This is a genomic window from Streptomyces sp. NPDC001750 (assembly GCF_042892615.1).
Taxonomy (GTDB): domain Bacteria; phylum Actinomycetota; class Actinomycetes; order Streptomycetales; family Streptomycetaceae; genus Streptomyces.
This window is the reverse complement of the sequence record NZ_JBIAUE010000004.1, coordinates 1-25,861: the sequence shown is the minus strand read 5'-3', so window position 1 is coordinate 25,861 and position 25,861 is coordinate 1. Positions and strand designations below refer to the sequence as shown.

General features: G+C 70.2%; 21 protein-coding genes, 1 tRNA gene and 1 pseudogene. 14 read left to right on the top strand and 9 right to left on the bottom strand.

Features of this window, described 5'->3' with window-relative positions; all coding sequences use genetic code 11:
- Positions 1-77 precede the first annotated feature (77 nt).
- A complete protein-coding gene (locus ACFYY6_RS08385; RefSeq protein WP_389192250.1) occupies positions 78-827 on the bottom strand; it encodes an enoyl-CoA hydratase family protein in 750 nt (249 codons plus the stop codon).
- A 171-nt stretch (positions 828-998) separates the two neighbouring features.
- On the opposite strand from ACFYY6_RS08385, the gene ACFYY6_RS08380 reads away from it, so the two are divergent.
- On the top strand, positions 999-1,901 hold the full coding sequence (locus ACFYY6_RS08380; protein ID WP_389192556.1) for an SDR family oxidoreductase: 903 nt from the start codon (positions 999-1,001) through the stop codon (positions 1,899-1,901).
- A gap of 90 nt (positions 1,902-1,991) precedes the next feature.
- Here the strand turns inward: ACFYY6_RS08380 and ACFYY6_RS08375 are convergent, their stop codons facing one another.
- Positions 1,992-2,915, bottom strand: coding sequence for a hypothetical protein (locus ACFYY6_RS08375; protein ID WP_386609863.1), 924 nt, complete (start codon positions 2,913-2,915; stop codon positions 1,992-1,994).
- Positions 2,916-3,171: 256 nt separating this feature from the next.
- On the opposite strand from ACFYY6_RS08375, the gene ACFYY6_RS08370 reads away from it, so the two are divergent.
- The gene (locus ACFYY6_RS08370) at positions 3,172-3,948 is read left to right on the top strand and encodes a serine protease (protein ID WP_360109089.1); all 777 of its coding nucleotides are present in this window, start codon (positions 3,172-3,174) and stop codon (positions 3,946-3,948) included.
- A 251-nt stretch (positions 3,949-4,199) separates the two neighbouring features.
- Here the strand turns inward: ACFYY6_RS08370 and ACFYY6_RS08365 are convergent, their stop codons facing one another.
- Positions 4,200-6,053, bottom strand: coding sequence for a beta-galactosidase family protein (locus ACFYY6_RS08365; protein WP_351623541.1), 1,854 nt, complete (start codon positions 6,051-6,053; stop codon positions 4,200-4,202).
- A 253-nt stretch (positions 6,054-6,306) separates the two neighbouring features.
- Between ACFYY6_RS08365 and ACFYY6_RS08360 the strand changes: the two are divergent.
- Positions 6,307-7,182: pseudogene (locus ACFYY6_RS08360) on the top strand (helix-turn-helix domain-containing protein); the annotation flags it as partial.
- Between the two features lie 69 nt (positions 7,183-7,251).
- A complete protein-coding gene (locus ACFYY6_RS08355) occupies positions 7,252-7,578 on the top strand; it encodes a chorismate mutase (RefSeq protein ID WP_351517896.1) in 327 nt (108 codons plus the stop codon).
- A 536-nt stretch (positions 7,579-8,114) separates the two neighbouring features.
- Here ACFYY6_RS08355 and ACFYY6_RS08350 read toward each other — a convergent pair.
- On the bottom strand, positions 8,115-8,675 hold the full coding sequence (locus tag ACFYY6_RS08350) for a flavoprotein (RefSeq protein ID WP_351517868.1): 561 nt from the start codon (positions 8,673-8,675) through the stop codon (positions 8,115-8,117).
- A gap of 144 nt (positions 8,676-8,819) precedes the next feature.
- Here ACFYY6_RS08350 and ACFYY6_RS08345 point away from each other — a divergent pair, with 144 nt between their 5' ends.
- The 6 genes from ACFYY6_RS08345 (at position 8,820) to ACFYY6_RS08320 (ending at position 16,719) form a co-directional block, all read left to right on the top strand.
- On the top strand, positions 8,820-10,004 hold the full coding sequence (locus tag ACFYY6_RS08345) for a helix-turn-helix transcriptional regulator (RefSeq protein WP_351517869.1): 1,185 nt from the start codon (positions 8,820-8,822) through the stop codon (positions 10,002-10,004).
- A gap of 124 nt (positions 10,005-10,128) precedes the next feature.
- Positions 10,129-10,326, top strand: a complete 198-nt coding sequence (locus ACFYY6_RS08340) for a hypothetical protein (protein ID WP_351517871.1) — start codon at positions 10,129-10,131, stop codon at positions 10,324-10,326.
- A complete protein-coding gene (locus ACFYY6_RS08335; RefSeq protein ID WP_351517873.1) occupies positions 10,323-10,583 on the top strand; it encodes a hypothetical protein in 261 nt (86 codons plus the stop codon). The genes ACFYY6_RS08340 and ACFYY6_RS08335 overlap by 4 nt, the downstream gene beginning before the upstream one ends.
- 328 nt (positions 10,584-10,911) lie before the next feature.
- Complete coding sequence (pepN, locus tag ACFYY6_RS08330) at positions 10,912-13,431, top strand: aminopeptidase N (RefSeq protein ID WP_351623537.1); 2,520 nt, start codon at positions 10,912-10,914, stop codon at positions 13,429-13,431.
- 472 nt (positions 13,432-13,903) lie between these two features.
- Positions 13,904-15,304, top strand: coding sequence for a pyridoxal phosphate-dependent decarboxylase family protein (locus ACFYY6_RS08325; protein WP_389192245.1), 1,401 nt, complete (start codon positions 13,904-13,906; stop codon positions 15,302-15,304).
- Positions 15,301-16,719, top strand: a complete 1,419-nt coding sequence (locus tag ACFYY6_RS08320; protein ID WP_389192242.1) for a lysine N(6)-hydroxylase/L-ornithine N(5)-oxygenase family protein — start codon at positions 15,301-15,303, stop codon at positions 16,717-16,719. The genes ACFYY6_RS08325 and ACFYY6_RS08320 overlap by 4 nt, the downstream gene beginning before the upstream one ends.
- Before the next feature lie 100 nt (positions 16,720-16,819).
- Here the strand turns inward: ACFYY6_RS08320 and ACFYY6_RS08315 are convergent, their stop codons facing one another.
- Positions 16,820-17,461, bottom strand: a complete 642-nt coding sequence (locus ACFYY6_RS08315; protein ID WP_389192553.1) for a GPP34 family phosphoprotein — start codon at positions 17,459-17,461, stop codon at positions 16,820-16,822.
- A gap of 14 nt (positions 17,462-17,475) precedes the next feature.
- The gene (locus ACFYY6_RS08310) at positions 17,476-18,501 is read right to left on the bottom strand and encodes an alcohol dehydrogenase catalytic domain-containing protein (protein WP_389192239.1); all 1,026 of its coding nucleotides are present in this window, start codon (positions 18,499-18,501) and stop codon (positions 17,476-17,478) included.
- Between the two features lie 250 nt (positions 18,502-18,751).
- Here ACFYY6_RS08310 and ACFYY6_RS08305 point away from each other — a divergent pair, with 250 nt between their 5' ends.
- Positions 18,752-19,294 (top strand): nucleoside-triphosphatase, encoded by a 543-nt coding sequence (locus ACFYY6_RS08305; protein ID WP_351623534.1) that lies wholly within the window; start codon positions 18,752-18,754, stop codon positions 19,292-19,294.
- A 215-nt stretch (positions 19,295-19,509) separates the two neighbouring features.
- Here ACFYY6_RS08305 and ACFYY6_RS08300 read toward each other — a convergent pair whose 3' ends face one another.
- Complete coding sequence (locus ACFYY6_RS08300; protein WP_386609881.1) at positions 19,510-21,321, bottom strand: bifunctional metallophosphatase/5'-nucleotidase; 1,812 nt, start codon at positions 21,319-21,321, stop codon at positions 19,510-19,512.
- Positions 21,322-21,629: 308 nt separating this feature from the next.
- Here ACFYY6_RS08300 and ACFYY6_RS08295 point away from each other — a divergent pair, with 308 nt between their 5' ends.
- Positions 21,630-22,325, top strand: a complete 696-nt coding sequence (locus tag ACFYY6_RS08295) for an SIMPL domain-containing protein (protein WP_389192236.1) — start codon at positions 21,630-21,632, stop codon at positions 22,323-22,325.
- A 155-nt stretch (positions 22,326-22,480) separates the two neighbouring features.
- A complete protein-coding gene (pyk, locus tag ACFYY6_RS08290) occupies positions 22,481-23,914 on the top strand; it encodes a pyruvate kinase (protein ID WP_389192233.1) in 1,434 nt (477 codons plus the stop codon).
- Positions 23,915-23,923: 9 nt separating this feature from the next.
- On the opposite strand, the gene ACFYY6_RS08285 is transcribed toward pyk, so the two are convergent.
- Positions 23,924-24,712, bottom strand: coding sequence for a helix-turn-helix domain-containing protein (locus tag ACFYY6_RS08285; protein WP_351517884.1), 789 nt, complete (start codon positions 24,710-24,712; stop codon positions 23,924-23,926).
- Positions 24,713-24,795: 83 nt separating this feature from the next.
- Positions 24,796-24,882: transfer RNA gene (locus tag ACFYY6_RS08280), tRNA-Leu, on the bottom strand.
- 94 nt (positions 24,883-24,976) lie between these two features.
- Between ACFYY6_RS08280 and ACFYY6_RS08275 the strand changes: the two genes are divergently transcribed.
- Positions 24,977-25,654 carry a response regulator gene (locus ACFYY6_RS08275; RefSeq protein ID WP_351517886.1) on the top strand — a complete coding sequence of 226 codons (678 nt, stop codon included), beginning with the start codon at positions 24,977-24,979 and terminating at the stop codon, positions 25,652-25,654.
- The last annotated feature ends 207 nt before the right edge of the window (positions 25,655-25,861 follow it).

Genomic DNA, 25,861 nt, shown 5'->3' with positions numbered 1-25,861 from the left:
GTCCGGGCCGGCCCCGGTTTCGGTCCCTGCGGCGGGGGCGGGGCCGGTCCCGGCTGTGGCCCTGGGGTCGGTTCCGGTCACGGTCGTGCCTCCCTGCCGAAGGTGTCACGGACCCGGCCGGCGGCACCGCTGAGACCGGCCTCGAAGGTGAAGCCCTGTTCGAAGCGGTAGCTGCGGTGGACGTCGACCGGGTCGATGCCGTTGATGGCGGCCTTGGCCAGCCGGATCAGATATCCGTCCTTGCCGGCGATCTCGCCCGCCAACTCCATCGCCGCGTCCAGGAGTTCTTCGCGCGGGACGACCTTCCAGACCGATCCGTGGGAGTGCAGCTCGGCGGCGGTGGCGGTGCGCGAGGTGTAGTACAGCGCGCGCATCAGGTGCTGCGGCACGAGCCGGGCGAGATGGGTCGCCGCACCCAGCGCGCCCCGGTCCAGCTCGGGCAGGCCGAACGTGGCGTCCTCGCTCGCGACGATCGCGTCCGCGTTGCCGACCAGCCCGATGCCGCCGCCGAGACAGAAGCCGTGCACCGCGGCGACGACCGGCACCTCGCACTCGTACACCGCCGAGAACGCCTCGTAGCAGCCGCGGTTGGCGCCGATCAGGGCGTCGTGTCCGGTGTCGCGCTGCATCTCCTTGATGTCGACGCCCGCGTTGAAACCGCGCCCTGCGGCGGTCAGGACGACACAACGGACCTCCGGGTCGCGCCCCGCCGCGCGCAGGGCGTCGGCGAGGTCGTACCAGCCCCGCACGGGCAGCGCATTGACGGGCGGGTGGTCGACCGTGATCAGGCGGATGCCCTTGTCCGGGCTTGTGGTGGAGACACCCATGAGCGAATCAGCTACCTTTCCACCAAACATTTGTTAGGTGTGGAAGGTAGCAGTCTGCCCCCGCATCGCCAACAGGGAAGAGGTGCGATGGCCACGAGCAGGGACGGATACGGCGCGGCACGACCCGAGCGAGCGAGGCGGGCGGATCGGACGGAGCGGGCCGAGAGGGGGCTGTGTGCCGGGCGGGTGGTGGTCGTGACCGGTGCCGGGCGCGGGCTCGGCCGGGCGCACGCGCTCGCGTTCGCCGCCGAAGGGGCACGGGTCGTGGTCAACGATCTCGGTGTCGGTGCCGACGGAGCCGGGGGATCGGACGGCCCGGCCCGGCAGGTGGCCGACGAGATCTCGGCGGCGGGCGGCGAGGCGGTCGCCCACACCGGCGACATCGCCACCGCGGAAGGGGCCGCGTCACTGGTCACCTCCGCGCTGGAGACCTTCGGGCGGCTGGACACCCTGGTCAACAACGCCGGATTCCTGCGCGACCGGATGCTGGTGAACCTGGACGAGGACGACTGGGACGCGGTGATGCGGGTCCACCTTAAGGGCCACTTCCTGCCGCTGCGTCAGGCCGCCCGGCACTGGCGGGCCGAGGCCAAGGCGGGCCGTCCACCGGTCGCCCGGGTCGTCAACACCGGCTCCGGCGCGGGTCTGCTCGGGAGCGTCGGCCAGGGCAACTACTCCGCCGCGAAGGCCGGCATCGTGGGCCTGACCCTGGTCGCCGCCGCGGAGCTGGGGCGGTACGGGGTCCAGGTCAACGCGATCGCCCCGGCGGCCCGGACCCGGATGACCGAGCGGACCTTCGCCGAGACCATGGCGGCGCCGGGGGAGGGGGAGTTCGACGCGATGGCCCCCGAGAACGTGTCCCCGCTGGTGGTGTGGCTCGGCTCGGCCGCGAGCGACGGGGTGACCGGGCGCGTCTTCGAGGCGGAGGCCGGGCGCATCACGGTCATGGAGGGCTGGCGCCCCGGCCCCACCGAGGACCGCAGGGCCCGGTGGGCGCCGGCCGAGGCGGGGGAGACGGCCCGCAAGCTGCTCGCCCGCGCGGAGGCGTCGCGGCCGGTGTACGGGGCCGGGTAGGGCGGTGTGCCGCCGGCCGGTGCACCCCTGCCGCACTTCGCCATACCCCGTCGTACCGGCCAGGACACCGCCACCGCGGTGCCCGTACGTTCAGGTGTCGCAGTCCAGGACCGTCCGGCACAGTCCGCACCGGGCCCGCATCCGGCCGCGCACCGGAACGCGCAGGCGCTGGTGGCAAGTGGGGCAGGGGAAGGAGACCCGGAGTCCCCGCGGGCCGTTCTCGAAGGCGTACGGGACGTCGGGGGCCGGGTACGCGGGCGCGTCGCGAAGCTCCTGGGCGGCCCGCCGGTCGCGGGCGTAGTGGTGCCGGGACGCCCAGCCGGCGGAGGCGAGCGGGGGCTGCCGGTTGTCACGCAGGGCCTGCGCGCGCCCCTTCGTGTAGGCCGTGTACGCCTGCGGGCTGGTGAACCAGGGGGAGGGGTCCTCGCCGAAGGCGAACGCCCGCTTGGCGAGGACGTACCCGAACTCCTCCGGGGTGAGGTAGCCGAGCTTCTGGCTGGATACGGCGTCCTCGCGGAAGGCGTCCAGCAGCAGCCAGCCCGCGCCGAGGTAGACCGTCACGGTGTCGGTGAGGATCTCGTTGTCCCGCGTCCCCGGGAACTCCAGGCCGAGCCGGTGCAGCAGGACATGCGTGATCTCGTGCGAGAGAGCGGCGCCGACGTCCCTGCGGTGGGTGCGGAACCGGTCGTTGAGTTCGATGAAGTACTCCGGCCCCGCGGTGAGTTCGACCGTGGCGGCGTGCTCCGTGGTCCGGAACGCGACGATCATCCGGGCGTCGGGCAGGCGCAGGTGCTGGACCACGGCCCGGGCCACCCGCTGGGCTCCGAGGTGCAGGTCGTCGTGGTCGAAGAAGGCGACGTCGGCCGCGGCGAGGCTCGTGGCGTAACCGTGCACCCCGTCGTACGACAGCCTCCGGTACAGCGCCGTGATCGCGGAACGGACGGTCCCGAGATGAGGGAAACCGTGGACGACCGGCCCACCACCGGCCCGGCTGCCGCCCCGACTGTCCGCCACGTGTCCACCCCCGTCCGCGACGTCCGACCGCTCTCCACTGTAGCCGCGAGGGCATTGGTGATCTTGGCTGAAAAGCGAACCTTGTGGAGGTCGTGATCGCTTCCCGATAATCCCAAGCATGCCTTTGTCGGGAGCATGACCAACCGGGTGATCCTGCCCGTGCGCCGGGCCCCGGGCGAGGGCGGACACACCCCGCGAGATCGGGAGATCCCTCACGAGATCTCCTACGACACCCCCCACGAAAGAAGGCAGTCCCTTGAAGCAGCTTCTGCGCGCCCTGAAAAGATGTTCCGTCATGGCCGCCGTGGCCCTCGCGGCCGTCAGCCTCCAGCCCGCCGGAGCCTCCGCGGCGCCCGCGCCCGTCGTCGGCGGGACCCGTGCGGCCCAGGGCGAATTCCCGTTCATGGTTCGGCTGTCGATGGGCTGCGGAGGCGCTCTCTACGCCAAGGACATCGTGCTCACCGCCGCGCACTGCGTGGACGGATCGGGCAACGACACCTCCATCACCGCCACCGCCGGCGTCGTCGACCTGCAGTCCTCCAGCGCCATCAAGGTCAAGTCCACCAAGGTCCTCCAGGCCCCCGGCTACAACGGCACGGGCAAGGACTGGGCACTGATCAAGCTGGCCAAGCCGATCGACCAGCCCACCCTCAAGATCGCCACCAGCACCGCGTACAACAACGGCACCTTCACCATCGCCGGCTGGGGCGCGGCCACCGAGGGCGGCTCGCAGCAGCGCTACCTGCTCAAGGCGACCGTGCCGTTCGTCTCCGACGCCGAGTGCCAGGCCGCGTACGGCGGCGACCTCGTCCCCGGCGAGGAGATCTGCGCCGGTCTGATCGACACCGGCGGCGTGGACACCTGCCAGGGCGACTCCGGCGGTCCCATGTTCCGCAAGGACGACTCCGGATCCTGGATCCAGGTCGGCATCGTCAGCTGGGGCCAGGGGTGCGCCAGGCCCGGCTACCCGGGCGTCTACACCGAGGTCTCGACCTTCGCGTCCCAGATCGCCTCGGCCGCGTCCACGCTCTGATCCGGGAACCTGCACGTCCGTAAGCCGTAAGGCTGTGAGTCCGTCCGTAAGTCCGTGAGCCGGGGCTCCTGAACCCGGAGCCCGACCGGGCCCGGTACCCGCGAACGGGGGCTCCGGAACGGGCTCCAGGCCATCGGCCCGGCACCGGCCCCGGTCCCGGCGATCCGCCGGGGCCATGGGCCGGTGCCGGATGCCGCGCTCCCGGCCCAGGCATCACGTTCCGGCCCCGGTGCCGCGTTTTGGACCCCGGCTCACATCCGGGCGTCCCCCGGGGCGTCCGCGGCCCGGACGGGCACCCCCGGACCCAGTTCGGCGTACGGGGCGCCCGCGTCCTCCAGCTCCAGCACCCACACCTCGTTGGCGCCCTCCCGCAGAACCGGCCCCGGCACGTACAGTGTCCGCTGCGGGCCGCTCGACCAGTACCGGCCCAGGCCGAAACCGTTCACCCACACGAACCCCCGTGTCCAGCCCGGCAGTTCCAGCCCCGCGTGCCCCGTGCCCGCCGCGCCCGTGACCTCGAAGGTGCCCCGGAACAACCCGGTACGCCGCGCCTCGCCGACACCCCCGGCCCGCACCGCTTCCCCGGCCTCCCCGGCACATCGGATGTCCTCGAACGCCACCCCGGCCAGCGCGTCCGGCTCCTCGAACGCCTCCAGCCGCAGCGCCCGCGCCCGTACCCCGTGCAGATACTGCCGTTCGTGCACCACCCCGCCCGTGATCCCCTTGGGCTCACCGAGCCGCGGCCCGTAGTTGACCCGGCCCAGCGACTCCACCCACAGCTCGACCTCGGCGGGACCGGCCACCGGCTCGTCCAGGGTGCCGTTCTCCTCGCTCAGCACACCCGCGCGGACACCGTCCACATACACCACGGCCCGGTCCCGCAGCCCCACCGTCCCCAGGGCGTACGGGATGCGCGGCCCCGGCACCGCGACCTGGTAGCGCACCAGCCCCCGGTCGACCCCGAGCTCCTCGAACGTCGGCGGAACCCCCAATGGCGCGGGCTCCTCGTCGCCCAGCGCCTCCAGCACGGCGGCGAGCGGGGCCCAGTCCGTCAACTCCGCGCGCACCGGGGCGGCCAGCGGCGCGGGCTCCGGCGCAGGCTCCGGAAGCGGCCCGTCCGCGTACTCGGCCAGCACCTCCCGGAACCGCCAGAACTTCTCCGTGGGACGTCCGTACTCGTCGATCGGCGCGTCGTAGTCGTACGACGTCACCGTCGGCAGGAAGCCCTGGTCCTGCAACGGGCCCGAACGGTTGGCCCCGGCCCACCCGGCGAAGTTCGTCCCGCCGTGCGCCATGTAGATGTTCACCGACGCCCCGCACTCCAGGATCTCCCGCAGCGCCCGGGCGGACTCCTCCGGATCGCGCACGACCGGCTCGGCACCCCAGTGATCGAACCACCCGCACCAGAACTCCATGCACATCAGCGGCCCCTTCGGCTGATGGCGGCGCAACACCTCGAAAGCCTCCCGCGCCCCCGAACCGAAGTTCGCCGTGGCCGGCAGCCCCGGCACGGAACCCCCCGTGAGCATGTGGTCCTCCGGCCCGTCGGACGTGAACAGCGGAACGGTCACCCCGAGCTCGCGCAGCATCCCCGCCACCCGCCGCAGGTAGACCTGGTCGGTGCCGTAGCTCCCGTACTCGTTCTCCGCCTGAACCATGATCACCGGACCGCCCCGGCCGATCTGCCGCTGCACCACCTGCGGCAGCAGTGCCGTGAACCACCGCTCCACGGCGTCCAGGTACTCCTCGTCACGGGTCCGCGCCCGGCGCCCGAACCGCCCGGTCACCCAGACCGGCAGCCCCCCGTTCTCCCATTCCGCGCAGATGTACGGCCCCGGGCGGACGATCGCCCACAGTCCGGCCCGCTGCGCCGCGTCCAGGAAGCGGCCCAGCGCCCCCACGTCCCGGTACCGGCCGGGACGCGGCTCGTGGAGGTTCCACGGAACGTACGTCTCGACGCAGTTCAGGCCCATGGCGCGCAGCATCGCCAGCCGGTGGTCCCACTGCGCCTCGTGGACCCGGAAGTAGTGCAGGGCACCCGACAGCAGCCGTACGGGCTTCCCGTCGATCCGGAAGTGGTCGTCCCCCACGGTGAAGTCAGCCATCGTGCTCGTCGTCTCCTGTACGTGCGGTCCCGGCGCGGCATGCCGACCGTCGCACGAGGGCACGCACCACGGAGCGGGCGAACCCGGGAGGAATGTCGCACCCAAGCCTCGCCCCCTGGCGAGCGACCGGTCCATGGACAAAGATCACTGCTGTTTGGACACAATTGTTCGGACCCTGTCCGACCAGGCACCATGTCCGACCAGGAAGGATGTCCGACCGGGCAGCACGACGAGGGGGAGGAAAGGAAGGCCGATGTATCACACCTGGATGCGCTTCTTCACCCCCAGCCCGCTCCACCACCGGCTGGGCCTCGTCTGCCTCGGCGTGGGGCTGCAGCACGGCGCCCTGCCGACGGTCGGCCCGCGCACCCTGGACCACCACGTGGCCGTCGTCGTCCATTCCGGCAGCGGCTGGTTCGGCGGGCCCGACGGCCGCCGGATCCCCGTCGTCGCACCCAGTCTGATCTGGCTGACCCCCGGCACCCCGCACCACTACGGCGCCGATCCGGGCACCGGCTGGGACGAGAGCTTCGTCGACTTCACCGGCCCCGCCACCACCACGTACACCGAACTCGGCTACATCGAACCCGACCGCCCGCTCGTCCCGCTCGCCGACACGGCCGGGCCCCGCGCCGCGGTGGGCCGGATGGTCCGGGCCGCCCGACGCGACAACCCCCTGCTGGAGGTCGAGACCGGAGCCGCCGTCCACGAACTCCTCGTCGCCCTGCGCCGGGCCCGCGCCGATGTCAGCCCCGACGGCGACCCCGTGCTCCAGGCCCTCGCCCGGGACGCCTTCCAGCCGCTGTCCGTCGCCGAGCACGCCGCCCGGCACGGCATGACACCCGCCGAACTGCGTACGGCGGTACGGCGCGGGGCGGGCTGCAGCCCCAAGGACTACCTTCTCGGCATCCGCCTCGGCCGCGCCAAGGAACTCCTCGTCGCCACGGACCTGCCGGTCGCCGCGGTCGCCCGGCGCGTGGGTTACGACGACCCGGCGTACTTCTCCAGGCTCTTCGCCCGCCGCGTCGGCTCGGCACCGGTCCGGTTCCGCGAACAGCAGGGCCGCAACGTCCCGGGCGGCTGGAGCGACCAGGTGCCGGATCCGGAGAACCCGCCGACCATCCCTCCGCTCGGTCCGGCGCTCCGAGCCGGACCGACGGCCGAACCCCGCACAGGACACCGTCTAAGCTCGCTGACCATGACCACGAAGGACATCGACGAGTCCGTGAGCACGGAACTGAACCGCCTGCGCAAGAGCATCGACAACATCGACGCGGCGGTCGTCCACATGCTCGCCGAGCGCTTCAAGTGCACCCAGCAGGTCGGCCACCTCAAGGCCGCCCACCACCTGCCCCCGGCCGACCCGGCCCGGGAGGCCCGGCAGATCGCCCGGCTGAGGCAACTGGCGGAGAGCGCGCATCTCGACCCGGCCTTCGCGGAGAAGCTGCTGAACTTCATCGTCGCCGAGGTCATCCGGCACCACGAGCGGATCGCGGAGGAGTCGGCGACCGACCAGAACGCCTGAGCCTTTGGGCCGGGCCCGCCCTTCCTTCGCCCTCCTCGTCCTCGCTCACGAGGAAACGGGCGGCCCGGCCACGAGGACACGATCGCCCGGTCGCCCGGCCACGGGTGGCTCGGTCGCAAGAACACGGCTCGCTCGGTCATGAGGGCGCGGGTTGCCCGGTCACGAGGACGCGGGTGGCTCAGTCACGAGGGCGCGGGTCGCTCAGTCACGAGGGCGCGGGGCGGGACCGCCCGCCGACGCCTCGACCACACCACCCAGGCACTCACCAGCAGCCCGAGCCCCGTGGCCAGGACCACGAGCCCGGCCGAGGCCGATTCGTCGACGTGATCGCCGTCGCCCGCCGCGCGGGCGAGCCACGACCCCCCGCCCCGCGCGGTACTCAACCGCCGTCCCTCCCCGCCCCGAGAAGCCACCCGCACACGGCCGTCCGGCACACCGCCGTCACCACCCCGGCGCACCGCGGTCACGACCTCGGCCACACCGCGGCCGCCCTGCCGACGCGGCGCGGCATCCGGCCCGAGGCAACACCGACGCGCTCACGACGAGCCGGACTCCACCCCTCTCGACGTACCGTCCAGCGCGTCGACGGCGATCTCCCACGGATACCCGCCGGGGCGCCGTTCGCCCGGCTGGTTCGGCACGAAGCCGCCGTTCCCGTACAGCACGTGCACCCCCGCGGACCGCAACGTCTCCACCGACCGTTCGAACTGCGGATGCCGTACGAAGGCGGTGTTCACGCACGGCATGGTCACCGTCCGGATCCCCTTGCCGATCCCCTCGGCCACGACACCGACGACGAACGAGGACGTGAGACCGAGCGCCCACTGATTGATGGTGTTGAACGAGGCCGGCGCCAGCAGGATCGCGTCGGCCCGCGGCCAGACGTCCGGATCACCCGGCCGCTTGTACTCAGAACGTACGGGATGCCCGGTCAACTTCTCCAACTCCGGCAACTCCTCCCGCAGCCACCGCGCCGCAGTCGGTGTCAGACCGAGACACACATCCCAACCCCGGTCCCGCAACAGGCCGATGACCAGGGAAACATCGAGAACAGGGGGTGCGGCGGAACCGAACAGGTACAGCGTTCTGGCGGTCATGGGCGCCATCCCACACCGAGGACGACAGCACACGCAACCACCCCGACCACCCCCGATACGGGTGGATTGGGGACGATGCCCGACCCCGGAACGATCTTCCGTGTGTACCTTCCTCATGCTCACGAGCGAGGAACGGAGGCCAGTGTGTGCAATCCGCACGACGATGCCGTAGGAGACCGGATCAGGGAACAGCGCCGACTGGCCCGACTGACACAGAGACAGCTGGCCGAGCGGATCCCCTACTCCTACAGCCTGCTCAACCAGGTCGAGTGCGGCGCGAAACCGGCGGGCGCCGACTTCGTCACGGCCGTCGCGCACGCCCTGCGGATCGACGTCGCGACCCTGACGGGGGAGCCGTACGCGACCGAACCGCAACAGGGCCGGCTCGCCGAACTCGTACGCCCCATCCGCGAGGCACTCGACCTCTACGACCTCGGGGCCGACGAAACACTGCCCCACGTACCCGCCCACGCACTCCACACGGCCGCGGACCGACTGTGCGCCGACGTCCGGGCGGCCAGGCTGCACAGCGCCGCCCGACGCCTGCCCGGGACGATCGCGCAACTGACCACCGCGGTCTCACGGGACCCCTCCACCCGGCTGTGGCAGGCCCTCGCCTCCACCTACCGCACCGCCCACGACATCGCGGTCAAACTCGGCTACTACGACCTCAGTTCGGTGGCCCTCGACCGCATGGACTGGGCGGCCCAGCGCGCCTCCGACCCCTGCCTGGCCGCCATCCGCCAGTACATGCGGGCACTGGCGTACTTCCGGGAGGGCGAATACGCCATCGGCCGGCGGCTCGTCCGCGCCGGACACGGGCTGATCGCCTCCGTCCCACCGACGACGCAGACCATCACCGTGACCGGACAACTGCACCTGGGCGCCTCCGTGATCGCGGCCCGCGCCGGCCGGGCGACGACCGTCGACGTCCACCTCGCGGAAGCCGAACGCTGCGCCGGGCTGGTGGGGGAGGTCCCGGAGATCCACTGGCTCTCCTTCGGCCCGACGAACGTGGCCCTGCACCGCATGTCCGCCGCCGTCGAGATGCACCAGTACGACGAGGCACTCACCCAGGCGAGGCGCATCGGCCTGCCACCCACCCTGGCCACGTCCCGGCGCGCCCACTTCCTGATCGACAGGGCACGCTCGGAGATGGAGACCGGCCGGACCGAAGCTGCCCTCGCGAGCATCGCCGCCGCCCGCCGCACGGCTCCCGAGCAGACGCGCTACCACCCCGGGGCGCGCGAGACCGTCAAGGGCCTGGTGCACACGTCGCGCCGCACCCCCGAGACCCTGGGACACCTGGCGGCCTGGATCGGCCTGTGAAGTCCTCGGCCACCCGGCCGTCCCGACGACGACACCGGCACTCACGGATGTGTGAGTGTTGAGCCCGCCACCGTCCGGCACGCTGGTTCCCTACCACCCGATTCAACGGCGAACGAGGGTCATCATGACGGAGATCTTCCATGTGCCGGCACGGCTGGAACGCTGTTGCCACGACGGAAAGGTGACAAGGCTCCCGATCAAGGTCGACGAGGTGTACGCCGCGTCCGGCGTCGGCACCAAGGTGTACGCCTGCCCGGGGCACGCCCCTCTCTACGGGGGCTGTGCCACCAAACCCGCACACGACGGGGGAACGACCGGATGAGCAAGGCGATCCGGGAAACCGGCTGGTCGATCGGCCCGGACCGGAGCGAGGATGCGTCGCCACCGGTGCGACAGGTGGAGTGCACGACATGCCGGGAACGGTCCGAGGAGTGCACCTCACAACTCGGCCCGGACGCCTGGGCGCTGCGCCACGCCGTCCTGAGCGGACACGACGGGTACCGGGAGACCGTCACCGCTCTCCTCCGCGTCACGCCCGCCCCCGGAGCCCCGGCGGACCGCAAAGGGACCGCGCCCTGACCTTCCCGCCCTGTGGCCTTCCCGGTCCGTGACCTCCTCGCCCTGTGGCCTTCCCGGTCCGTGACCTCCTCGCCCCGTGGCCTTCCCGGCCTGTGATCTCCTGGTCCCGCGCCGCGACTCGTGACCCCTGGTCCCACGAACGCCGCGACTCCTGATCGCCCGTACGCCACCGGGGCGCACCGACGGCGGCCGACGGACCCGCCACGCGGCCTCCCGTGCCCGGCCTGGCACATTCCCGCGCCCCGGTGTGACACCGCGCCCCGGCGTACTTCTCAGCCCTGTGAGAACCCGCCTGCGCGGCGCCCGGCCCGTACGGCAGCATGGACGCATGTCCGTACTGACGCGCGACGAAGCGCAGACCCGAGCCCAGTTCCTCGACGTACAGCGGTACACGATCGACCTCGATCTGACCGCGGGGGAGGAGACCTTCGACTCCCGCACCGTCATCCAGTTCACCGCAGCCGCGGCCGGAGACACGTTCGTCGAACTCAAGCCGGCCGTCCTGCGCTCGATCAGCCTCGACGGACAGCCACTCGACCCCGCCGACCTCGTCGAGAACCGCTTCCCGCTCACCGCCCTCACCGCCGGCGCACACGAACTGCGCGTCGACGCCGCCATGCGCTACTCCCGCACCGGCGAAGGCATGCACCGCTTCACCGACCCCACCGACGGCGAGACGTACGCCTACACCCAACTCTTCATGGAAGACGTCCAGCGCGTCTTCGCCGCGTTCGACCAGCCGGACCTCAAGTCCGTCTTCGAACTCGCCGTCACCGCCCCCGAAGGCTGGACCGTCCTCGGTAACGGCATCGCCGAACACCGCGGCGACGGCCGCTGGACCCTGGCCCCCACCCCCCTCATCTCCACCTACCTCGTCGCCGTCGCCGCCGGCCCCTGGCACTCCGTGACCACCGAACACGCCGGACTGCCCTTCGGTATCCACTGCCGCCGCTCGCTGGCCCCCCACCTCGACGCGGACGCCGACGAGATCCTCGACATCACCCGGGCCTGCTTCGACCGCTTCCACGAGAAGTTCGACGAGCCCTACCCCTTCGACTCCTACGACCAGGCATTCGTCCCCGAATTCAACGCGGGCGCCATGGAGAACCCCGGACTCGTCACCTTCCGCGACGAATTCGTCTACCGCTCCGCCGTTACCGACACCGAACGCCAGACCCGCGGCATGGTCATTGCCCACGAAATGGCCCACATGTGGTTCGGCGACCTCGTCACCCTCGCCTGGTGGGACGACATCTGGCTCAACGAGTCCTTCGCCGAGTACATGGGCTACCAGACCCTCGCCGAAGCCACCCGCTTCACCGACACCTGGGTCGACTTCGGCGTCGCACGCAAGGGCTGGGGATACGACGCCGACCAGCGCCCCTCCACCCACCCCGTCGCCCCCGATCCCGCCGCCGTCCCCGACACCGCCTCCGCGATGCTCAACTTCGACGGCATCTCCTACGCCAAGGGCGCCTCCGCCCTGCGCCAACTCGTCGCCTGGCTCGGCGAGAAGGACTTCCTGGCCGGTATCAACACCCACTTCGCCCGCCACAAGTTCGCCAACGCCACCCTCGCCGACTTCATCGACAGCCTCGCATCGGCCACCGACCGCGACGTCCACGCCTGGGCCGAGACATGGCTGCGCACCACCGGAGTCGACACCCTCACCTCCCGCGTCCAGGAGTCCGACGGCACCTGGTCCGTCACCGTCGACCACGGCGGCAGCCGCCCCCACCGCATCGCCGTCGGCGCCTACGACCACGCCCCCGACTTCTCCGGAACCCCCACCCACACCGGACCCGGCCGCCTGGTCCTGCGCGACCGCTTCGAGACCGACGTCCCCGGCGACGGCCCGGCCGACCCGCTGCCCGGCCGCCGTCCCGCACTCGTCGTCCTCAACGACAGCGACCTCAGCTACGCCAAGGTCCGCCTCGACGCCACCTCCTGGGACACCGCCCTTCAGCACCTGTCCGGCATCCCCGACGCGCTGACCCGCGCCGTCGTCTGGAACGCCGCCCGCGACATGGTCCGCGACGGCGAACTCGCCCCCACCACCTATCTCGACACCGCCCGCACCCACCTTCCGCACGAGACCGACCTCGCCCTCGCCCAGGGCGTACTCGCCTTCGCGGGCACCCACATCGCCGGCCACTACCTCACCCCCGAGAACCGGCCCGCCGCTCTCGCCACCATCACCGCACTCTGCCGCGACCTCATCCGCCGCACCGAGGACGGCCACAACCCCGGCCTCCGCCTCGTCGCCGTACGCCACCTCATCGACGCCGCCACCCAGCCCGACACCATCCAGGACTGGCTCACCAACGGATCCGTCCCCGGCGGACCCGAACTCGACCCCGAACTGCGCTGGCGCATCCTCACCCGTCTCGCCGTCCTCGGCGCCATCGACGAGGCCCACATCGCCACCGAACTCGAACAGGACCCCAGCGCCACCGGACAGGAAGGCGCCGCCCGCTGCCGCGCCGCCCTCCCCACCCCCGAGGCCAAGGCCGCCGCCTGGCACACCCTCTTCAACGACGACACCCTCTCCAACTACCTGTTCACCGCCACCGCCCAAGGCTTCTGGCAGCCCGAACAGGCCGATCTCGTACGGGACTACGTGCCGCGCTACTACCCCGAGGCCACCCGCCTCGCCTCCCGCCGCGGCCCCGCCATCGCCGAAGCCGCGGGCCGCTACGCGTTCCCCGGGTACGCCGTCGACGCCGACAACCTGCACCTCGGCGAGCAGGCCCTGAACGACACCGACCTCATCCCGGCCCTGCGCCGCAAGCTCATCGACCAGCTCGACGACCTCCGCCGCGCCCTCGCCGTACGCGAAGCCCACTGATCCGCACCAACCCACCACCGTCACCCGCCGGCCGGCACCAACCCGTCACCACTGGTGCCGGCCGACGCCGATCCATCAACGGTCGCCCGCCGGCAGGCACCAACCGCCCAACCACCGGCACCCACCGACCCGCGGCAGCCCACCAGCCGCACCCGACCCACTCGCCCCACCCACACCACGTACAACACCCACATCCGCACATCACCAACATCACCCGCACCACCCATCACCGCCCAACCACCCGTGCCCGGCGCACCCTCCACCCACGGAGGCGCCGGGCACACCCATGACCCGCGCCTCCCACGACCATCACGCCCCCACTACCACCACCACCTGCCACATCGACCCCACACGCACCTCACATCCCCCTTTCGAGTTCAGATCACCGCGCTCCGCGGCCGCGCCCTCCGAATCCCGGACAAGCTGGCATGTCCACCCATGCCACGCACCACATCCGAAGGGCCCCGCCGTCATGCCCACCCCACCCCTCGCCGGCTCCACCACCGGCCCCGACGCGCTCCGCCCCCTCCTCGACACCGTCCTCACCGCACTCCAGGACGGCGCGCACCGACGCGACGGCCCCCTCCCGACCGGCGGACCCGACACCGTCACCCACCACACCCGCACCAGCACCCACCCCCTCATCCCCGACCACGGCACCGGCCCCCACGAAGCCCTCCGCACCCTCGTCACCGCCCTCGCCGAAGGCGCCGCGGACCCCGCACACCCCCTCTGCGCCGCACACCTCCACACCCCACCCCTCGCCCTCGCCACCGCCGCCGACCTCGCCGCCTCCGCCCTCAACCCCTCCATGGACTCCTGGGACCAGGCACCCGCCGCCTCCACCCTCGAAGCCGACACCACCGCCGCCCTCGCCGCCGAGGTCTACCCCCACCACCCCTCACCCGACGCGCTCCTCACCACCGGCGGCACCGAAGCCAACCAACTCGCCCTCCTCCTCGCCCGCGAACGCAACGGCCCCGTCCAGACCATCCACGCCACCAACGCCCACCACAGCATCACCCGGGCCGCCTGGCTCCTCGGCCTCCCCGAACCCGTCGTCATCCCCGCCCCCACCGGCGTCATGGACCTCGCCGCACTCCAAGAAACCCTCACCCGACACCACCACCGCCCCCTCCTCGTCACCGCCACCGCCGGCACCACCAACACCGGCCAGATCGACCCCCTCACCGACATCGCCGACCTCTGCGCCATCCACGGCGCCGAACTCCACATCGACGCCGCCTACGGCGGACCCCTCCTCCTCAGCCCCACCCACCGCGGCAAACTCCACGGCCTCGACCGCGCCCACAGCGTCACCCTCGACCTCCACAAACTCGGCTGGCAACCCGCACCCGCGGGCATCCTCGCCGTCCCCCACCACACCCACCTCCACCCCCTTCACCACCACGCCCCCTACCTCAACGCCGACGACGACACCGAAGCTGGCCTCCCCGACCTCCTCGGCCGCTCCCTGCGCACCACCCGCCGCCCCGACACCCTCAAGATCGCCGTCACCCTCAAAGCCCTCGGCCGCGACGGACTCGCCGACCTCATCGACCGCACCGTCACCACCGCCCACCACCTCGCCGACCTCATCACCAAAACCCCCACCCTCGACCTCTACGACCACCCCACCATCACCACCGTCCTCTTCCGCCCCACCGACGCCGACGACCACACCGTGGCCACCATCCGCCGCACCCTCCTCACCCGAGGCCACGCCGTCCTCGGCCGCGCCCACACCGGCGACCGCCTCTGGCTCAAAGCCACCCTCCTCAACCCCCACACCACCCCCGAGGACCTCCACACCCTCCTCGACCTCGTCGACGACCTCACCGACGAACTCACGAAAGGCAACACCCCCCGATGACCGACCGACCCACCCCCCGAACCGACCAGCCACACGACCTCGTCGGCATCGGCATCGGCCCCTTCAACCTCTCCCTCGCCGCACTCGCCCACGGCATCCCCGCCACCACCCGCCCCCTCACCACCGCCTTCTACGAACAACGCCCCGCCTTCCACTGGCACCCCGGCCTCCTCATCGACGGAGCCAGCCTCCAAGTCCCCTTCCTCGCCGACCTCGTCACCCTCGCCGACCCCACCAGCCCCTGGAGCTTCCTCAACTACCTCCGCACCCGCGACCGCCTCTTCCCCTTCTACTTCGCCGAACGCTTCCACATCCAACGCGCCGAATACGACGCCTACTGCCGCTGGGTCACCCACCAACTCCCCGGACTCCACTTCAACCACCAGGTCGACGCGATCCGCTGGAACGACCGGCACGACTGCTTCGAAGTCGACTACACCCAACTCGACGCCGACGGAGAAGCCGAAGCCCTGGGCCGCACCCACACCCGCAACATCGTCCTCGGCATCGGCACCGAACCCCACATCCCCGAACCCCTCAAACCCCTCGCCGAAGCCCCCTCGGTCCCCGTCCTCCACTCCGGCGACTACCTCCACCACCGCCGGAGCATCCTCGACGCGGAACACATCACCATCATCGGCTCCGGACAATCCGGCGCCGAGATCTTCCTCGACCTCATCCGCGCCCGCCCCACCGGCCGAGAAAACCTCCACTGGCTCGCCCGCACCCCCGCCTTCGCCCCGATGGAATACTCCAAACTCGGCCTCGAACACTTCACCCCCGACTACAGCCACTACTTCCACACCCTCCCCGAAGCCGTACGCGACGAACTCGTTCCCCACCAATGGCAGCTCTACAAAGGCATCGACACCGACACCATCGCCGCCATCCACGATGAGCTCTACCGCCGCACCCTCCACGGCGGCTGGCCCCGCACCACCCTCACCCCCGGCGTCACCGTCCGCACCGCGGAGCGCATCGACGACACCCGCATCGAACTCCACCTGGAACACACCCAACAAAACACCCGCACCACCCTCACCACCAACGCCGTCATCCTCGCCACCGGCTACCACGAACGCCCCCTCGACCGCATCCTCGGCGGACTCGCACCCCACCTCCACCGCGACGACTCCGCCCGCCCCCGCATCGACCACCACTTCCGCCTCACCCTCGACCCCACCATTACCGGCAACATCTACGTACAGAACGCCGGACGCCACACCCACGGCGTCGGCACCCCCGACCTCGGACTCGCCGCCTGGCGCAGCGCCACCATCCTCAACCACCTCACCGGCACCACCCCCTACCCACTCCCACAACGCACCGCCTTCACCACCTTCGGCCTCACCCCCACCCCCCCACCCGTCCCCACCCAGAACCCCGACCGCATCCCCCTCACCCACAACCACTGACCCCGCACCACGCCACACAACGCGGCCGCCCCTCCCCAGGAGAAGACGGCCGCTCCAGACGGCCGCTCCGCACCGACCCACCGAAGAACCCCCCACCGCATCACTCGCCCCGCCAGATGTTGTCGAACGCGGCCTGCTCGACGGAACGCCGCAACCGCACGGCCTCCAACCGCGTCAACGCCTCATGGACGGCGGCGAGCACGGTGTCCACGGCGTCGTCGTCCACGCCGGGGGAGTCGGCAACACCCACGCCCTCCTCATCCTCCTCACCCTCCCCACCGTCCCCGCCACGGATCCCGAGAGCCGCCGCCAGACCGACCAGGACGGGCTCCCCCGACGCCCAACGACTCGCCGCGTCACTGCGGTCCGGCGAATCCTCCGGCACGATCCGACCCGCCCCGAAACGCACCCCGCGACGGTGCCGCCGAGCGAGCTTCCCCTCCGCCTCGAGAACGGCCAGATACGCCGCCAACAAACCCCGCCCCCTGCGCCACAACCAGTCACCCACCGACTCGTACGGCGCGTCACGAACAAGCGACGACGCGGCCCGATCCAGCAACGGATCGGGCAAGGACGGGACATGACCCGGCACGATGCGATCACCATCCAGAGCGACGGCCTCGACACCGAGCAGATCGATCACCTCGGCCCCCGCCAGAGCGAGCGACAAGTCACCCTGCTCCACAGCACCACCGGACACCTGGTCCAGGCTGACGAACAACAGGTCGCGTGACGTGGTCATGATGGAGAGCCGCATCAACGAGCCGCGAGCACCGCACGGAAACGGGCAGCACCCGAAACCATCTTCCGATACCCCTCCGCAACCCGGTCCAGCGGCACGACCTCCACCATCGGACGGATACCGTGCAGAGCACTGAACTCCATCGTGTCCTGCACGTCCCGCGCCGTCCCGGACGGATGACCACGCACGACCCTGCCACTCATGATCAGCTGAACCGGACTGATCCCCAGCGGCTCGGGACTCACACCGATCACCACCAGCTCACCCCGATGCGCCAGCCCGTCCACGGTCGCCGCGATCGCATCGGCATTGGCAGCCGTGGCCAGGACCACCTTGGCACCACCCAGAGCCCGCAGCGCATCCGCGACCCCCGTGCTCCCCGTGCTGTCGACGTAATGCCGGGCCCCGAGCCGCTTGGCCAGATCGGCCTTCTCGCCCCCACGCGCGATGGCCACGGTCTCGAAACCCATCGCGGCCGCGTACATCACCCCGAGATGACCCAGACCACCAATACCGAGAACGGCCACGAGGTCACCCGGCCGGGCGCCACTGCGCCGCAGCCCGTTGTACGTGGTCACCCCCGCGCACGCCATGGGCGCCGCATCGGTCGCCGCCAGCGCGTCGGGGATCCGCGCCAAGGCATCGACCGGAGCGATCACGGACTCGGCGAAGCCCCCGTCGTACGCCCACCCGGGAACCTTGAGGTTCTCGCACACGATGAAATCACCCTGCCGACAGGGCGTGCAGTGACCACAACTGCCCCCGAACCACCCCACGGCCACCCGATCCCCCACCCGCCAACCACTCTCCTGCGCCCCCTCGCCCAGCGCCTCGATCCGACCGGCGATCTCATGCCCGGGCACCAGCGGAAACCGCACGCCGGGCACCCCGGCATCCACGAAGAGCACGTCGCTGTGGCAGATCCCGCAAGCGTCCACGGCGATCCGCACATGACAAGGCCCCGGCTGCGGCACCTCACGCTCGACGAGCTCGAAGGGTCCGCCCGCCGTGGCGACCTGAGCGACTCGGTACGTATTCATCCACAACACTCCCGAAAACACGCGACGCCCCCACCTCCCCAGCAGAACAGCTCCGGCCCGATCGCGCGCGCCGAACGAGCCGGAGCCGATCCGACCACCCGGGCCGGGCAGGCCCGGGCCCCACGAACCGGACGCCCCGGGAACACCCCGCCCGGCACGCGCGGAGGCCCAGCCACCCACCCCGATGGGACACTGGCAGCAGGGCCGCACCACCCGGCCACCCGCTCCCGCCCACATCTCGGAGCACACGATGCCGACGAGGATCCTGCTGGAAGGACGCCCCGGCAGCGGAAAGACCACCGCCATCCGCCGACTGGCGGAGCTGCTGCACGCCCGGCCGGCCACCGGCTTCACCACCCAGGAGATCCGCGAAGGCGGTACACGGGTGGGGTTCGCCCTGGAGACACTGGCCGGCCGACGGGCCGTGCTCGCCCACGTCGACCTCCCGGGCCCACCACGGGTCGGACGCTACGGCGTCGACCTCGAAGTCATGGAACGACTGGCCCTGCCGTCCCTGTCCTGGCCGCCTCCGACCCCCACCGCCACGCCGGCCCCCGGACGCCTCGTCCTCATCGACGAGCTCGGAAAGATGGAACTGGCCCACCGCCCGTTCCAGGACGCCGTCCGGGCACTGTTCGCAGCCGACATCGATGTCGTCGCCACCGTCCAGGCACAGCACGGCCCGCTCACCGACGCCCTCAAGCACCGCACCGACATCGAACTCCTCCAGGTGACCCCGGCGAACCGCGACACCCTCCCGGAACGGCTGGCAGCACGTCTGGAGAGGCCCTGAAGAGCTGTCCCGCAATCCTGGCGGGCGCACGACGACGGATCGCCGCCCCCCGCCCCTCCCGAACCGTCCGACCAGCCCCTCGGACCACCGCCGCAGCCGCTCGGACCACGGGCCGTACCCGCCGACCGGCGGATACGGCCCGAAGAACTCCCACCACGTCCCCGGGCGACGATCGCCCCGCACGGGACGCGCCACCACCGACCACCGAACAGCCCTCAGAACACCGGCGAGCCGTCCCGCGTCAGACGCCAGTCCACCGAAGCGAACTGCGCGGCATCCACCGAACCCTTCGCCCGCACCCAGGAGATGATCGTGTTACGGATCTCCTCCGAATTCGCCCACACCTGCTTGGCACCCGCCACATGCGGGAAATTGCCCCCACCACTCGCCCGGTAGTTGTTCACCGCCAGCACGAACTCCGCCGCAGGATCGATCGGCTTCCCCTCGAACGACAGATTCACGATCCGCGAACCATTCGGCTTCGCGATATCGATCTCATACGTCAGACCCGACACCGCGTCGTAGTTGTAATCCGGAATGTTCTCCGCGTTCGTCAGCTTCGACGTGTCCACCGGAGCACCCGCGGCCGTCCGCACGTAATAACGCGCCGAGAACTCCAGATACTCGCGAACCTGCGCACCCGTCAACACCCGAGCCTCCAGGGTGTTCTCGAACGGATACAACCCCGCCGCATCCCTGATCGTCACGTCCCCTTCCGGAATCCGCGCCGTACGCGAGAAACACGACGCCTGCGAGAGCACCGGAAGCGACGCATAAGCCCCGCCCGCCAGCGCCGCCTTCACCGTCTCCGTCTGGACCACATTGATCAGATCGATGATCGGCTCGTCCTTCCACGCCGCCTCGGCCGTCGACATCGCCGCCGACGACGTACCGATGACCTGGTTGACGTACGCCACGACCTTCCGGTGCTCGTCCGCCAGCAACCTCGTGATCTTCGGGTCCTCGGCCACGGCGTTCGAGTTCAGCACCCGCGAACCCGCCCGCTCCACCACCCAACGACCCCGCTCCCACACCAGATCGAAGTCGAACAGCGTCAGCCGCTGCCCCCACTTCAACGGCTCGGACAACACCACCTTCTTGCCCGTCCGCTCGTTCTCCACGAAATACTCAGGAATCTCCAGGTGCGCATGCCCCACCAGAATCGCGTCGATACCCGGAACCTGCTCGGCCACCAGAGCCGCCGCGTTCTCGACATGCGGAACCTGATCACCGTACGACGACGTACCACTCGTCCCCGAATGAGCCGAAACGATCACCACGTCCGCACCCATGGAACGCAGCCTCGGCACGAACTTCGCCGCCTGCTCCTCCAGACCGGGAAACACCATCTTCCCGCTCACATTCGCCTTGTCCCAGATGGCGACACCCGGATTGGTCAACCCCAGAACCGCCACCCGCACATCCCGGCCGAACGGCGTACGCATCCGCTTGATCACATACGGGGCGAACGCCGGCCGCAACGACTTCGCGTCCAATGCGTTCGCACCCAGCAACGGGAAATCACACTGCTCCTCAAACTTCCGCAGCACCGGGATCCCGTAATTGAACTCATGATTGCCCAGAGCCGCCGCGTCATAGCCGATCGCGTTCATCGCCTGCGCCATCGGATGCACCGGACCACGCCTCGCCGTGATCGGATCGACCTTCGCGTAGTAGTACGACAACTGGGTGCCCTGGATCGTGTCACCCGCATCGATCAACAGGGTGTTCCCACGGCCCTTCTCACGACGCACCTGCTCCACCAACGTGGAGATCTTCGCCAGACCCACATCGTTGTGATCCTTGTCGTCGAACTCCTTGTCCGTGAAGTAGTCCCAGTTGAAGACGTTCCCGTGCAGATCGGTCGTGCCCATCACGGTGAACGAGTACCGCTTCGGCGGACGCCCGTGACCGTGGCCGTGCCCATGACCATGGGCCGCGGCGGGGACGGCGGAACCACCCGCCATCGCCGCCCCGGCACCCACGGCCGCCGACGTGCCCAGGAACGTCCTACGATTCAGCGGCATTTCGTCTCCCACATCTCGGTTCTCGTACATCTCGGTTCTCGTACAGCTCGACCTCGTCCAGCGCGGTGCTCGTGCAGCCCCGTCGCCGTGCGGCCCGGCACCCGCACGGCGACACACCCCACAGCGCGCCCGGCACGGCCCGGAGGACGACCGGCACACCGCACCGCCCCCACACCGCACCCCGCCCAGCGCACATACAGCGCACAACGCGCGTAGATAATGGCGCAGGAGCCACACCGAGCAACACCCCCCACAGGGTTGCGATCCGGTGACCAGCCGCTGTCATACCCGCGTGCCACAGTGGAACCATGACCGACACCACGGCCCCCTACGGCACCCCCGAGCACCCCCGCGTCGCGGTCCGGGGCGAAGCCCGCATCGAAGTAGACCCCGAAATCGCCCACTTGGGCATCACCGTCACCGCCCGCGGCAAGGACCGCCGCACCGCCCTCGAAGACCTCACCCGCCGCAACGGAACCGTCCTCGAACTCCTGCGCTCCTACGGCCCGGCGGTCGAGAAACTCGAAACCGGCGCCCTCTCCATCAACCCCGAACTCGCCGAGAAGGGCCGCGACGAAAAAATCCGCGCCTACCACGGCCGCGTCCACATCACCGCCGTCGTCAACGACTTCACCGCCCTCGGCGAACTGGTCACCCGTGTGGCAGCCCTCGACATGACCCGCGTCAACGGCCCCTGGTGGGCCCTGCGCCCCGACTCACCCGCCCACGCGAACGCCCGCCGCCAGGCCGTACACGAAGCCGTCCAGCGAGCGCGCGAATACGCCGACGCCCTCGGCTCCCACCTCACAGCTCTCGTCGAGCTCGCCGACCTCGGAGCCGAGAACGTCGCCCCGGCCCTGCCCGCTCCGCCCGCGGGATTCCCGAGAAGCGCCGGCTACGGCGCCGCGGCGGCGCCGGCCCCCGCCCTCGACCTCGAACCCCGACGCCAGACCGTCTGCGCCCAGGTGAACGCCCGCTTCATCATGTCGCCGCCCGAACTGTGAGGCGCGACCCTCAAAAAGGAATACCGAAAGGAGGAATGCTCATCCGAGCGCATCGGCGCCCAATTCAACACTTGTCAACAACCCTTCATTCAAAGGTCGTTGGGTAGTCACGCGTGGCCAATCAACTACCCGTAGGTAAGGTCTAGGGTCGAACCATGCGCCGAGCCAAAATCGTCTGCACCCTGGGCCCCGCCACCACCTCGTACGAACAGATCAAGGCACTCGTCGAGGCGGGAATGGACATCGCCCGCCTCAACCTCAGCCACGGCACCTACAACGACCACGAAGAGCGGTACCGCCACGTGCGCAAGGCCTCCGACGAGTCCGGCCGCAGCGTCGGCATCCTCGCGGACCTTCAAGGCCCGAAGATCCGACTCGGACGCTTCCGCGAAGGACCCGTACTCCTTGAACGCGGTGACACCTTCACCATCACCGTCGAGCCCATGGAAGGCGACCGCCACACCTGCGGCACCACCTACGACGGACTCGCCACCGACGTCACCCCCGGCGAACGCATCCTCGTCGACGACGGCCGCGTCACCCTCGAAGTCACCGAAGTCGACGGCCCCCGCGTCCACACCACCGTCCTCGAAGGCGGCATGGTCTCCGACCACAAGGGCCTCAACCTCCCCGGCGTCGCGGTCTCCGTCCCCGCCCTCTCCGACAAGGACATCGAGGACCTCCGCTGGGCCCTGCGCACCGGCGCCGACGTCGTCGCCCTCTCCTTCGTGCGCAGCGGACGCGACATCGAGGACGTCCACCGCATCATGGACGAGGAAGGCCGCCGCCTCCCGGTCATCGCCAAGATCGAGAAGCCCCAGGCCGTCGAGAACATCGACAGCATCGTCGCCGCCTTCGACGGGATCATGGTCGCCCGCGGCGACCTCGGCGTCGAAATGCCCCTGGAACAGGTGCCGATCGTGCAGAAGCGCGCCATCAACCTCGCCAAGCGCAACGCCAAGCCGGTCATCGTCGCGACTCAGATGCTCGACTCGATGATCGAGAACTCCCGTCCCACCCGCGCCGAGGCGTCCGACGTCGCCAACGCCGTCATCGACGGCACCGACGCGGTGATGCTGTCCGGCGAGACCAGCGTCGGACGATACGCCGTCGAGACGGTCCGTACGATGGCCCGCATCGTCGAAGCCGCCGAGGAGGACGTCCTCGCCAAGGGCCTCAAGCCCCTCACCGACCGCAACAAACCCCGCACCCAGGGCGGCGCGGTGGCCCGCGCGGCGGCCGAGATGGGCGACTTCCTGGGCGCCAAGTTCCTCGTCGCCTTCACCCAGAGCGGCGACACCGTCAGGCGCCTCTCCCGCTACCGCTCGCCCATCCCGCTGCTGGCCTTCACCCCGGACCCGGCGACCCGCTCCCAGCTCAACCTGACCTGGGGCGTCGAGACCTTCCTCGGCCCACACGTCGACTCGACGGACGCGATGGTGGCCCAGGTCGACGAGGAGCTGCTGAAGATCGGCCGCTGCAAGGAGGGCGACGTCGTCGTGATCACCGCAGGCTCCCCGCCGGGGGTCCCGGGCTCGACGAACCTGGTGCGGGTGCACCGCATCGGCGAGGACGACGGGGGCAAGTAGGCCGGTCGTTCAGTGCTTCGGCCCGACATGGGCGTCCATGAGAGCGACGGACGCCCGTCGGGCGACGGAGATGGCGAACGGATCGCTGCCGCGCGCGAGAGTCGTCCACTGAACGCCCACAGCGGTGAGAGTGTCGCCGAAGAGCTTGCGGATGTCGTCCGACTTGTTGGCAAGGAAATACCGAGGGTATTCGTAACGCTTTCGCTCACCCGCGACGAGGCGAGTGGTCCAGTTGGTGATACGGCAGCCATCGGAGTGGACGAGCCCCCGGATGAGGGCCCAGGGATTGGAATCGACGACCATTTGCTGCCAGGGTTCCAACGCGATCTCGCGGTCGTGCTTCTTGCCAGGGCCGTGCTGGGGAAACAAGCAGAGCAGGTGCTTCGAGTGGACCTTGATGTTGTGGCAGCCTGCTCTGCGGACCCGGGACGTGGCATTGTCCGGGAACACCTCGCGCATCGCGGTCTCGGCCTCGTCCTGAATGCCGGGCCAGGAGTCGTCCAGAGTGATGACGAGGTTCGGTACTCGGTGTCGCGCGTACTGGCTTACATGGCCGTCGCCCAGGTAGAGGCCCAGCAGGTAGGCGTAGGCCGACCCATTGAGGTCGGCGCCGTCGCAGCGGTGGCACGTCGGGTGGTGTGATCCCGGACATTCGCCCCGCTTGAAGCGGTCCATGTGGAGCCAGTAGGAGACAGTGCCGCGAGGAACATTCAGCTGACGAGCGACATCGGCGCCTTTCGCGCCTGACCTGAGAAGGGTGAGTGCTTTTTGCCGCACCTCTGAGCCGTGGTATTTCATGTCGCCACTTTGGGCCACTTCGAGCGGCTCTGAGCAGCAAAAGGCGGATGTTCACGAGAACGAGAACATCCGCTTTTATGAGGTGGTGCCGGGTATGGGATTCGAACCCACACGTCCTTTCGGACAGAGGTGTTTGAGACCTCCGCGTCAACCAGTTGCGCCAACCCGGCTCATCAACCGGTCAGCAGTGTACCTGGTGACGGAAGCGAGCGTCAGGTAGGTAGGCTGCTTCGCAGCCGTACCTGTCCTGGAACGAGGAGCCACGTGACCACCCCCGAGTCGCCCCAGCCCACCGACGACGACAAGTCGCACGTTCCGCCGCTGACGACCCGTGTCGTCATCGCCGAGGACGAGGCGCTGATCCGTCTCGACCTCAAAGAGATGCTGGAGGAAGAGGGCTACGCGGTCGTCGGCGAGGCCGGGGACGGGCAGCGGGCGGTCGAGCTGGCCCGGGAGCACCGCCCCGATCTGGTGATCCTCGATGTGAAGATGCCGGTCCTGGACGGGATCTCCGCCGCGGAGAAGATCGCGGAGGAGTCCATCGCGCCCGTCCTGATGCTGACCGCGTTCTCGCAGCGTGATCTCGTCGAGCGGGCCCGGGACGCCGGGGCGATGGCGTATCTGGTGAAGCCGTTCAGCAAGAGCGACGTGGTGCCGGCGATCGAGATGGCGGTGTCGCGGTTCGCGGAGCTGAAGGCGCTGGAGAGCGAGGTCGCGGATCTCGCGCAGCGGCTGGAGACGCGCAAGCTGGTGGACCGGGCAAAGAGCATTCTGCAGACGGACTACGGTCTGTCGGAGCCTGCCGCGTTCCGGTGGATCCAGAAGACGTCGATGGACCGGCGGATGTCGATGCAGCAGCTCGCCGAGGCGTTGATCGCGGATGCGGCCGAGAAGAAGGCCGCGGAGGAGCAGGCCGCCGAGGAGAAGGAGGCGGGCGAGTAGCCGAGTAGCCCGTGTGTGCGTACGGGGGAGGCCCGCACCGGTTCGACCGGGTGCGGGCCTCGTCCGTTCGTGGCTCAGGTGCCGTCGCGGGGCCCCTGCGCGGAGCCGGTGGGGATGCTCCTATGGATGTCAAGCGGCTTCAGTGAGGTCGCTTTGGGTGGTTTGCCGGTTGGTAGTTCGGTGGTCGAGGGATCGCATGAGGATGCG